Source organism: Hydrogenophaga sp. (assembly GCF_030158645.1).
In the GTDB taxonomy this organism is placed as follows: Bacteria; Pseudomonadota; Gammaproteobacteria; order Burkholderiales; family Burkholderiaceae_C; genus Hydrogenophaga.
The window spans coordinates 1-9,991 of sequence record NZ_JAOASO010000084.1; the positions used below are offsets into that span (position 1 = coordinate 1).

The window sequence follows — 9,991 nt, forward strand, 5'->3', positions numbered from 1 at the left end:
CCGCCCGACAACGTCCGCATGGGTCACCTCTGCGGCCCGCTGGACACCCACATCCGCAGCATCGAGGCGGCCTTGAACGTGAAGGTGGCGCACCGTTTCGAGCAGTTCCGCATCGAAGGCACCAAGCCCAAGGTGAACCAGGCGCTGGAAACCCTGCAGGCCATGTACGAGATGGCGAAGAAGCCGATCCCGCCCGAGCAGGTGCAGCTCATGCTCAGCGGCGACACCGCGCTGGCCGATCCGGGCGACGGTGCGCTGGCCATGCAGACGCGGCGCGGCGAGGTGCGCGGGCGCACGCCCAACCAGGCGCGCTACCTCGAGAACATGGCCACGCACGACATCACCTTCGGCATCGGCCCGGCCGGCACCGGCAAGACGTATCTGGCCGTGGCCTGCGCGGTGGACGCGCTGGAGCGCAGCGCGGTGCAGCGCATCGTGCTGACCCGCCCCGCGGTGGAAGCCGGTGAGAAGCTCGGCTTCCTGCCCGGCGACCTGGGCCAGAAAGTGGACCCGTACCTGCGCCCGCTGTACGACGCGCTCTACGACCTGATGGGCGCCGAGAAGGTGCAGAAGGCCTTCGAGCGGCAGCAGATCGAGATCGCACCGCTGGCCTTCATGCGCGGGCGCACGCTCAACCACGCCTTCGTGATCCTCGACGAAGCGCAAAACACCACGGTGGAGCAGATGAAGATGTTCCTCACGCGCATCGGCTTCGGCGCCAAGGCCGTGATCACCGGCGACGTGAGCCAGATCGACCTGCCGCGCACCGAGCTCAGCGGCCTGATCGACGCCGAGCGCGTCCTGAAGCGCGTGCAGGGCATCGCGATCACGCGCCTCTCCAGCGCCGACGTGGTGCGCCACCCGCTGGTGGCGCGCATCGTCGACGCCTACGACGCGCGCACGCCGCAGGTGGAAGACGTCGCGCCGGTCAAACGCACGCGCCGCAAGGCGGCTTGAGGTCGAATCGATGCCATCCATTCGCACCACCCGCACACTCGCGGCTCTGCTGGCCTGGCTGCCTTTGGCCGTGGCCGCCCAGGGCACGCCGCCCGCAGCCGCTCCGGCCGCGCCGGCGCTCGTTTTCAGCAGCCAGTCCGTCACCTACCGCTGCGACGGCGGCACCGAGATCGAGCTGGTCTACCTCAACCTGAGCAACGGCAACGCCTTCGCCGCCCTGCATTTCAACGGCCGCACGGTGATGCTGCAAGGCCGCCGCGCCACCACCGGGGTGCGCTTCATCGCGCTGGACGAACAGAACAGCCTGCGCTGGTACACGCAAGGCATGAAAGGTGAGCTGAGTTTTCTGGCCGCCGACCACACGGCGCAGGAGCAGACGCTGCTGGCCAACTGCTTCGCCCAACCGGCCAAACGCTGATGGCACTGCCCGCACTCACCTTGTCCCTGCAGTTCGGCGATCTGCAGGACGCCGCCACCCACCGCGCCGCGCTGCCGCGCCACACGGTCGCGCGCTGCATCCGCCACGCGCTGGACGCCGATGCCGAGATCACCGTGCGCATCGTCGACGCGGAGGAAGGCCAGGCGCTCAACCGCGACTACCGGGGCAAGGACTACGCCACCAATGTGCTGACCTTCGACTACGCCACCGAACCGATGGTGATGGCCGACCTGGTGCTGTGCGCGCCGGTGGTGGCACGCGAGGCCGCCGAGCTCAAGAAGCCGCTGGCCGAGCACTATGCGCACCTGCTGGTGCACGGCACCCTGCACGCGCAGGGGTGGGACCACGAGACCAGCGAGGCCGACGCCGAGGAAATGGAAGCGCGCGAAACCGAGATTCTTGCCGGCCTGGGCCAACCGGACCCTTACCGTTAAGCCTTGATCTGCAGGGGAATGGTCACCGGTCCGTCGTTGACCAGGTGCACCTTCATGTCGGCACCAAAGCGGCCCGTCTGCACCGACGGGTGCGCCGCGCGCGCGGCCTTCACGAAGGCGTCGTAGAGCGCCTCGCCCAGCGCGGGCGGCGCGGCCGCGGTGAAGCCGGGCCGGTTGCCGCTCTTGGTGTCGGCCGCCAGGGTGAACTGGCTCACGATCAACAAGCCCCCCGCGATGTCCTGCACGCTCAGGTTCATCTTGCCGGCGGCGTCGCCAAAGATGCGAAGTTTCAGGATCTTGGCCAGCATCTTCCCGCCCACGGCCTCGGTGTCGTCGGGCTCGGCGCACAGCAGCACCAGCAGGCCGGGGCCGATCTGTCCCACCACCTCACCGGCAATGTCCACGCGGGCTTCGCTCACGCGCTGCAACAGGCCAATCACACCGGATCCTTCGCGTCGTCCAGGTGTGCCTCGACATCGCTGGGCAGGAGCTGGATGGTCGCCCGCAACCCCGGCACGGCGCTCATGAGCTTTCGCTCCACGGTGCCGCGCACCGCAGCGGCCTGCCCCAGTGTGCAGCCCGGCGGCATGTGCATGTGCAGGTCCACGAAACGCCGCTGACCGGCCCGGCGCGTGCTCACATGGTCAAAACGGATCACGTTGGCACCACGGTTGGCGGACACCAGCTCATCCAGCGTCTGCTGGATGGTGACCATCACTTCGGGCTCCACCGCTTCGTCCATCAGGCCCTGCGACGAGCGCCACAGGAGGTGAAAACCTTCTTTCAGGATGTTGGCCGCCACTCCCATGGCCACCAGCGGGTCGAGCCAGAGCCAGCCGGTGAAGCTCACCAGCGCGATGCCCACCACCACACCCACCGAGGTCCACACATCGGTGACCAGGTGTTTGGCGTCGGCCTCCAGCGCGATCGAGCGGTGTTCCTTCGCGGCGCGAAACATCACCCAGGCCAGCAGGCCGTTGAGCGCGGAACTGACCACCGAGAGCGCCAGGCCCCAGCCCACCTGCGCGATCGGCTGCGGATCGAACAGCCGGTGCCCGGCGACCCAGATGATGCCCAGCGCCGCCGCGATGATGAGGATGCCTTCGAAACCGGATGAGAAGTACTCGGCCTTGTGGTGGCCATAGGGGTGGTCTTCGTCGGCTGGGCGCGCCGCGATCGTCACCATCACCAGGCCGAAGATCGCGCTGGCCAGGTTGACCAGCGACTCCATGGCGTCCGACAGCAACCCCACCGAGTCGGTGATGTACCAGGCCCCCGTCTTGAGGGCGATGGTCATGAGGGCCACCACCACCGACGCCATGAGCAGGCGTTGGGGCGTGAGGAGTCGGGCTTGGGCGGGCGTCATGAACGGATTGTCGGGCAACCGCCTGGTGTGAAGCTGAAGGACAACGACCATCCCGGTGCGAGCGGTGCCAGAATGAGCCGACACGCCGCACCCATGACACCCACACCCACACCCACCGCAGCCCCCTCCACCGCCAGTGTCTGGCTCGGCGAGACCGATGTCTGGCTGCTGGCCGAAGGCAAGCACCTGCGTCCCTGGCAGAAGCTCGGCGCCCACGCCACCACCCTGGACGGGCAGGGCGGCACCGCGTTCGCCGTCTGGGCACCCCACGCGCGCCAGGTGGGCCTGGTGGGCGACTTCAACCAATGGCGCGCGCAGCCCATGCGCCTGCGCCCCGAGTGCGGCGTGTGGGAGCTGTTCGTACCCGGCGCTTCGGTGGGCGACTGGTACAAGTTCGACGTGCAGGGCAGCGATGGCCGCCATGTGTTCAAGACCGACCCCTACGCCCGGGAAACCGAGCTGCCCCCGGGCAACGCCGCGCGCGTGTGCGCGCCCCTGCGCGCGCCCGCCGACCGGGGCGGCGCCGCCCACGAACGCCCCGACCTGCCCATGGCCATCTACGAAGTGCACGCGGGGTCGTGGCGCCGGCCCGACGGGCCGCACACCGTGCCCACCTGGGACGACCTCACCACCCACCTTGTGCCCTACGCGGTGGACATGGGCTTCACGCACCTCGAACTGATGCCGGTGAGCGAGCACCCGTTCTACGCCTCGTGGGGCTACCAGCCCACCGGCCTGTACGCCCCCACCGCGCGTCACGGCTCGCCCGAATCGTTCCGCCGGTTCGTGCAGACCGCGCACGCCGCCGGCCTGAAGATCATCCTGGACTGGGTGCCCGCCCACTTTCCCACCGACGAACACGCGCTGGCCCGTTTCGACGGCACGGCGCTCTATGAGCATGCCGACCCGCGCGAAGGTTTCCACCGCGACTGGAACACCCTCATCTACAACTTCGGCCGCCACGAGGTGCGCAACTTTCTCGTGGGCAACGCACTGTTCTGGGTCGAGCAGTACGGCATCGACGGCCTGCGCGTGGACGCGGTGGCCTCCATGCTGTACCGCGACTACAGCCGCCCGGCGGGCGAATGGGTGCCCAACGAGCACGGCGGGCGCGAGAACCTGGAAGCGATTGCCTTCCTGCGCGAGGTGCACGAGGTGCTGCACCAGGAGGCGCCCCGCGCCAGCACCATGGCCGAAGAGTCCACCGCGTTCCCGCGCGTGACCGGTCCGGTGGCTGAGGGCGGGCTGGGCTTCGACCACAAATGGAACATGGGCTGGATGCACGACACCCTGTCGTACTTCGGTCTCGACCCGATCCACCGGCGCTGGCACCACAACCAGATGACGTTTGCGATGATGTACGCGCACACCGAAGACTACGTGCTGCCGCTCTCGCACGACGAGGTGGTGCACGGCAAGGGCTCGCTGCTGAACAAGATGGCCGGTGACCGCTGGCAACAGCTGGCGAACCTGCGCGCGCTCTACGCCTGGATGTACGCCCACCCGGGCAAGAAGCTGCTCTTCATGGGCGCCGAGCTGGCGCCCGCCACCGAGTGGGACCACGACGCCGAGCTGCCCTGGCAACTGTTGCAAGACCCGGCGCACGCCGGCGTGCAGCACCTGGTGCGCGACCTCAACCACATCTACCGCAGCGCGCCAGCCCTGTACGCGCGCGACACCGATCCCTACAGCTTCCAGTGGCTGGTGGTGGACGACGCCGACCATTCGGTGCTGGCCTTCGCCCGCTACGGCCACGCGCTCGAAGACACGGTGGTGGTGATCGCCAACCTCACGCCCCTGGTGCGCCACGGCTACCGCGTGGGCCTGCCGCACGGTGGGGACTGGCACGAGCGGCTCAACACCGATTCCAGCCACTACGGCGGCAGCAACGTGGGCAACCACGGCCGCGTGCTGGCCGACGACCTGGCACAGCACGGCCAGCGCTGGTCGGCCGCTTTGACGCTGCCGCCGCTCGGTGTGTTGTGGCTCCAGCCAGAACAGGCATGACGGTCCCCTGCGACGCTCCTGCACTGGGTGCGCATCTCCACGTCCAAAGTGGGGAGAACGGCGTGCACTTCTCGGTCTGGGCGCCCGATGCCCACGGGCTGGACGTCTGCCTGTTCGAGCCCGGCGCCCCGGTGGAACACCGGCGCGTGGCGCTGCAGCCCGCCGGTGACGGCGTGTGGTCGGCCTTCGTGCCCGGGATCGGCGCGGGTCAGCCATACGGCTTGCGCGCCAGCGGCCCGTGGCAGCCCGAAGCCGGCCACCGCTTCAATCCCGCGCACCTCCTGCTCGACCCGTGGGCACTCGCCCTGGTAGGCAACACCGAACGCCTGGCCCTGCAAACCGGCCACGCCTGCGCCGACCCGCTGCACCCCACGCAAGCCTGGAACGAACACCAGCCCGACCCGACCGACAACGCGGCCCACCTGCCGCGCTGTGTGGTGGTGGACGCGCAGGCCGAGCTGGCCGCGGGCCGGGCCATCGCGCCCCGCCCCGCCGTCGCCAGCGACCGCGTGGTGATCTACGAAGCGCACGTGAAGGCCCTCACCCGCCTGCACCCACTGGTTCCTGAGCACCAGCGCGGCACCTACGCGGCCCTCGCCCACCCCGCCGTGGTGCAGCACCTGCAGCGCCTGGGCATCACCACCGTCTGCCTGCTGCCGGTGCACCAGCACATCAGCGAGCGCCACCTGATCGAACGGGGATTGAACAACCACTGGGGCTACAACACGCTCAACGCGTTCACGCCCGAGCCGGCCTACGCGGCGGCCACCGCTGGAGAGGACCCCATCCTGGCCAACGACACCGCTGCCGTGCGCGCCGAGTTCCGCCGCATGGTCGACACCCTGCACCGCGCCGGCATCGAGGTGGTGCTCGACGTGGTCTTCAACCACACGGCCGAAAGCGACCTCGACGGCCCCACGCTGAGCTGGCGCGGCCTGGGCCAGAACCGCTGGTACGCCATGGGCGAACACGGCGTGCCGCACAACTTCACGGGCACCGGCAACACCCTGGCGTTCAGCGAACCGCGCGTGCAGCAGTGGGTGCTGGACAGCCTGCGCTGGTGGGTGCAGGCCTTCGGCGTGGACGGTTTCCGCTTTGACCTCGCCGTCTCGCTGGGTCGCGACGCGGCGCTGGGCCACGCCTTCAACCCGCGCAGTGCCTTGCTGAGTGCCATGGCGCACGACCCGGTGCTGCGCAACGTGCGCCTCATCGCCGAGCCCTGGGACGTGGGGCCGAACGGCTACCAGCTGGGTGGATTTGAAGCGGGATGGCTGGAGTGGAACGACCGCTTCCGCGACGGCGTGCGGGCCTTCTGGCTCGGCCACCACGGCACGCGCGGCGAACTCGCCACCCGGTTGTGCGCCAGCGGCGATGTGTTCCACCAGCGCGGTCGTCGGCCTGTGGCCAGCGTGAACATGGTCACCGCGCACGACGGCTTCAACCTCGCCGATCTCACCGCCTACCAGCACAAACACAACGCCGCGAACGGGGAAAACAACCGCGACGGCCACGGTCACAACCTCAGCGCCAACGGCGGTGTGGAAGGCGCGACCGACGACCCCGTGGTGCTGCACCGCCGCGGCCAGTGGCGCCGTGCGCTGCTGGCCACGCTGTTCTGCGCGCAGGGCACGCCTCAGCTGCTCGCCGGCGACGAACTGGGCCACAGCCAGCACGGCAACAACAACAGCTACTGCCAGGACAACGCCACCACCTGGCTGGACTGGACCCGTGCCGACGCCGAACTCACGGACTTCGTGGCCCGCCTCGCGGCGCTGCGGCGGCAGCACCCTGGCCTGCGCCACGCGCGCTGGTTCGAAGGCACTGGCAACGTGCCCGACATCGCCTGGCTCGACACCGACGGCCAGCCGCTGCGGCCAGACGCCTGGCAGGCCCGCGACCGCCACACGCTCACCGCCCTGGTCACCGTGGGCGAAGGCGGCGCACCGCCGCGGGAGCGCCTGCTGCTGGTCTGGCACGCCGACCACGGCCGCGCACAGTTGCAACTGCCGCCCGGCGACTGGGGCGTGTTGCTCAACAGCGCGCGCGCACGGGTGGTGCTGCCGGGTGAGGCGGGCGACTCGGCCGTCGGCCACCTGCCGCTGCAAGAAGCCAGCGTGTGGGTGCTGGTCCAGCCCTTGCATGCATCCAGTGGCCATCCGCCATGAACACCCACCTCCACCCGTTTCTCTCGCGCCGCACCAGCGGCGTGCTGCTGCACATCACCAGCCTGCCCGGCCCCAACGGCTCGGGCGACCTCGGCATCGGTGCGCGCCACTTCGTGGACTGGCTCGCCTCGGCCGGCCAGTCGATGTGGCAGATCCTGCCGCTGTCGCCGGCCGGCCCGGGCAACTCGCCATACCAGAGCGTGTCGGCGTTTGCCGGCAGCCCGCTCATGGTGGATCTGGACGACCTGGTGCAGATGGGCTGGCTGCCCTGGATGCCCTCCCAGGGTTTCGACCACCACCGCTGCGACTTCACCCGCGTGGCGCCCTGGCGCATGGCCAGCCTGCGCAAGGCCTGGGACGGTTTCAGCCTGCGCGCCAGCGACGACTGCCGCGCAGCGCTGGCCGACTTCTGCACCGAACACGCGCACTGGCTCGACGACTACGCGCTCTTCATGGTGCTCAGCGAACGCCACATCGGCAGCTGGCCGCAGTGGCCCGCGCCGCTGGCGCAGCGCGACCCGGCCGCGCTGGACGAGGTGCGCCAGCACGCGCCCAAGGCATTGGGTTTCTGGCAATTCGTGCAGTGGCGCTTCTGGGTGCAGTGGCAGGCGCTGCGCGACTACGCGCGCAGCCGGGGCGTGCAGGTGGTGGGCGACGCACCGATCTTCGTGGCGCACCACAGCGCGGACGTGTGGGCCCACGCCGACCAGTTCCTGCTGGGCGACGACTTCGAGCCCGAGGTGGTGGCCGGCGTGCCGCCCGACTATTTCAGCGCCACCGGCCAGCGCTGGGGCAACCCGCTCTACAACTGGCCGGTCATGGCGCAAAACGGCTACCGCTGGTGGAAGGACCGCGTGGCCCACCTGTTCCAGCAGGTGGACGTGGTGCGGCTGGACCACTTTCGCGGCTTCGAGGCGCATTGGGAAATCCCGGCGAGTGAGCCCACCGCGGTGGCGGGCCGCTGGCAAAGCGGCCCGGGTCTGCCGTTTTTTGCCGAGCTGCAGGCTGAGCTCGGTCCGCTGGCCATCATCGCGGAAGACCTGGGTCTCATCACGCCCGAGGTGACGGCGTTGCGCGAGGCCTGTGGCTTTCCCGGCATGCGCATCCTGCAGTTCGCCTTTGGTGGCGGACCGGCCAACCCCTACCTGCCGCACAACCTCACCCGCGACTCCGTGGCCTACACCGGCACGCACGACAACGACACCACCTTGGGCTGGTGGCGCGCCGCCTCGGTGCACGACAAGGCCGCCGCGCGCGCCTACCTTGGCCCGGCGGTGGACACCGAGCCACACTGGACGCTGATCACCGCGCTGTCGCAGTCGGTGGCCAACACGCTGGTGCTGCCGTTTCAGGACGTGCTGGGCCTGGACGGCAAACACCGCATGAACACGCCGGGGCAGGCCACCGGCTGTTGGGAATGGCGCTTTGACTGGCGCCAGGTGGACCACCGCCCCGCCGAACGCCTGCTCGCCATGGCGCGCGCACACGGCCGAATACCGTAGCCACACGCCCTGTTCACGCGATCCATCCCGTCAGTGCGCACCAAGACGCACCCGCCCAACACACCCACGGAGACACACATGGAAAAGACATCCCCCCAGCAACTCGCCCGGCGCACCATCGCCCTGGTGCTGGCGGGCGGACGCGGCTCGCGCCTGCACGCCCTGACCGATCGGCGCTCCAAACCGGCGGTGTACTTCGGCGGCAAGTTCCGCATCGTCGACTTCGCGCTCTCCAATTGCCTGAACTCCGGCGTGCGCCGCATCGGCGTGCTCACGCAGTACAAGTCGCACAGCCTGCTGCGCCACCTGCAGCGCGGCTGGAGTTTCCTGCGCAACGAATTCAACGAGTTCATCGACCTGCTGCCGGCCCAGCAACGCATGGACGACGAGAGCTGGTACCTCGGCACGGCGGACGCCGTCTACCAGAACCTGGACATCCTGCGCGCGCACAAGCCCGAGTACATCCTGGTGCTCGCGGGCGACCACATCTACAAGATGGACTACGCCAGCCTGATCGCCGACCACGTGGCGCTGGGCAAGAAGTGCACCGTGGCCTGCATCGAGGTGCCGCTGGCCGAGGCCACCGCCTTCGGCGTGATGGACATCGACGCCGAGCGCAACATCGTGCGCTTCCTGGAAAAGCCTGCAAAACCGCCGCACATGCCCGGCAAGCCCGACACCGCGCTGGCCAGCATGGGCGTGTACGTGTTCAACACCGAGCACCTGTTTGAAGCGCTCAAGCGCGACGCCACCACCCCCGGCTCCAGCCGAGATTTCGGCAAGGACATCATCCCGGCCATGGTGGCCGCCGGTGACGCGGTGGCGCACCCGTTCGGCCTGTCGTGCGTGAAGAGTTCCCCCGAGGCGCCGGCCTACTGGCGCGATGTGGGCACGATCGACGCCTACTGGGCCGCCAACCTCGACCTCACCAACACCATTCCCGAGCTCGACATGTACGACCGCGAGTGGCCGATCTGGACCTACCAGGAACAACTGCCACCGGCCAAGTTCGTGTTCGACGACGACGGCCGCCGCGGCTGCGCGGTCGACTCGCTGGTCTCGGGTGGCTGCATCATCTCGGGCGCGCTGGTGCGCCGCTCGGTGCTGTTCTCGCGCGTGCG

Annotated in this window: 9 protein-coding genes; 7 read left to right on the forward strand and 2 right to left on the reverse strand. The window is 69.3% G+C overall.

Annotated features, from left to right (window positions below; all coding sequences use genetic code 11):
* The 3 genes from Q1W68_RS08160 to ybeY all read left to right on the forward strand — a co-directional run.
* Positions 1 to 957 (forward strand): PhoH family protein (locus Q1W68_RS08160; RefSeq protein WP_300716093.1); only part of this gene is annotated, 957 nt, incomplete at its 5' end.
* 10 nt (positions 958 to 967) lie between these two features.
* On the forward strand, positions 968 to 1,375 hold the full coding sequence (locus Q1W68_RS08165; protein WP_300655700.1) for an MliC family protein: 408 nt from the start codon (positions 968 to 970) through the stop codon (positions 1,373 to 1,375).
* The gene (ybeY, locus tag Q1W68_RS08170; protein ID WP_300655702.1) at positions 1,375 to 1,830 is read left to right on the forward strand and encodes an rRNA maturation RNase YbeY; all 456 of its coding nucleotides are present in this window, start codon (positions 1,375 to 1,377) and stop codon (positions 1,828 to 1,830) included. The genes Q1W68_RS08165 and ybeY overlap by 1 nt, the downstream gene beginning before the upstream one ends.
* Here the strand turns inward: ybeY and dtd are convergent.
* Entirely contained in the window at positions 1,827 to 2,270 is a 444-nt protein-coding gene (gene dtd / locus Q1W68_RS08175) for a D-aminoacyl-tRNA deacylase (protein WP_300655704.1), read from the reverse strand. The genes ybeY and dtd overlap by 4 nt on opposite strands.
* The gene (locus tag Q1W68_RS08180; protein ID WP_300655706.1) at positions 2,267 to 3,196 is read right to left on the reverse strand and encodes a cation diffusion facilitator family transporter; all 930 of its coding nucleotides are present in this window, start codon (positions 3,194 to 3,196) and stop codon (positions 2,267 to 2,269) included. Before Q1W68_RS08180 ends, dtd begins: the two co-directional genes overlap by 4 nt.
* Before the next feature lie 93 nt (positions 3,197 to 3,289).
* Between Q1W68_RS08180 and glgB the strand changes: the two genes are divergently transcribed.
* From glgB to glgC, 4 genes are all read left to right on the forward strand, one after another.
* The gene (gene glgB / locus Q1W68_RS08185) at positions 3,290 to 5,203 is read left to right on the forward strand and encodes a 1,4-alpha-glucan branching protein GlgB (protein ID WP_300716100.1); all 1,914 of its coding nucleotides are present in this window, start codon (positions 3,290 to 3,292) and stop codon (positions 5,201 to 5,203) included.
* Positions 5,200 to 7,368, forward strand: coding sequence for a glycogen debranching protein GlgX (gene glgX, locus Q1W68_RS08190; protein ID WP_300655709.1), 2,169 nt, complete (start codon positions 5,200 to 5,202; stop codon positions 7,366 to 7,368). The genes glgB and glgX overlap by 4 nt, the downstream gene beginning before the upstream one ends.
* Positions 7,365 to 8,870 (forward strand): 4-alpha-glucanotransferase, encoded by a 1,506-nt coding sequence (gene malQ / locus Q1W68_RS08195; protein ID WP_300655711.1) that lies wholly within the window; start codon positions 7,365 to 7,367, stop codon positions 8,868 to 8,870. The genes glgX and malQ overlap by 4 nt, the downstream gene beginning before the upstream one ends.
* A 78-nt stretch (positions 8,871 to 8,948) precedes the next feature.
* The coding region (gene glgC, locus Q1W68_RS08200) for a glucose-1-phosphate adenylyltransferase (RefSeq protein ID WP_300716097.1) at positions 8,949 to 9,991 on the forward strand (1,043 nt) is incomplete at its 3' end.

What these genes read in the sequence shown, in the direction of transcription:
- glgX (WP_300655709.1), top strand. Translation starts at nt 5,200, where the DNA reads ATGACGGTCCCCTGCGACGCTCCTGCACTGGGTGCGCATCTCCACGTC.
- ybeY (WP_300655702.1), top strand. Translation starts at nt 1,375, where the DNA reads ATGGCACTGCCCGCACTCACCTTGTCCCTGCAGTTCGGCGATCTGCAG.
- malQ (WP_300655711.1), top strand. Translation starts at nt 7,365, where the DNA reads ATGAACACCCACCTCCACCCGTTTCTCTCGCGCCGCACCAGCGGCGTG.
- glgB (WP_300716100.1), top strand. Translation starts at nt 3,290, where the DNA reads ATGACACCCACACCCACACCCACCGCAGCCCCCTCCACCGCCAGTGTC.
- Q1W68_RS08180 (WP_300655706.1), bottom strand. Translation starts at nt 3,196, where the DNA reads ATGACGCCCGCCCAAGCCCGACTCCTCACGCCCCAACGCCTGCTCATG.
- Q1W68_RS08165 (WP_300655700.1), top strand. Translation starts at nt 968, where the DNA reads ATGCCATCCATTCGCACCACCCGCACACTCGCGGCTCTGCTGGCCTGG.